Here is a 554-nt window from a genome sequence, read left to right on the forward strand (position 1 = left end):
GAGACGCCCGGATCGGCACCTCCCCCACGGGCGCGCTGCCGGACGCTCCGGTGGCCGCCCACTGGTTCTCCGCGCAGTTCCGGCAGCTGATGACGAACGCCTACCCGCCGCTGTCTTGACCCGCGGCGCGTAGCCGATCCGCCGGGGCCCGGACCCCGGGGCCCGGAGCCCGGGTCATGGGCTCCGGGTCATGGGCCCCGGCGGACCGCACAAGACACTCAGACGTTGTAGGGGGCGGCGACGTCCAGCACCCAGGTGACACCGAAGCGGTCGGTGAGCATGCCGTACAGCGGCGCCCACTGCGCGGGCCCCAGCGGCCGCACGATGGCCGAGCTCTTGGCGAATCTGTTCTACTGTTCTGTTATCTTCTCTGTTTTTTTTTTTTTTACTTTTTCTTTCTTTTTGTTTTTTCTCTTTTCTCTTTTTTTTTCTTCTATTCTCTTTTTTTTTTTGTTTTTTTTTTTTTTTTTTTTTTTTTTATTTTTTCTTTTTTTTTTTTTTTTTTTTTTTTTTTTTTTGACTACATGTTTGTCTTTTACGTTTATTATGTCTTT

1 protein-coding gene is annotated in these 554 nt (G+C 52.3%); it reads right to left on the minus strand.

Annotated elements, in window-relative coordinates; genetic code table 11:
• Positions 1-350: 350 nt before the first annotated feature.
• A partial coding sequence (locus tag I8J30_RS32705) for a hypothetical protein (protein WP_210664506.1) occupies positions 351-554 on the minus strand: 204 nt, incomplete at its 5' end.

Source organism: Paenibacillus lignilyticus (assembly GCF_017942085.1).
GTDB lineage: Bacteria > Bacillota > Bacilli > Paenibacillales > Paenibacillaceae > Paenibacillus_Z > Paenibacillus_Z lignilyticus.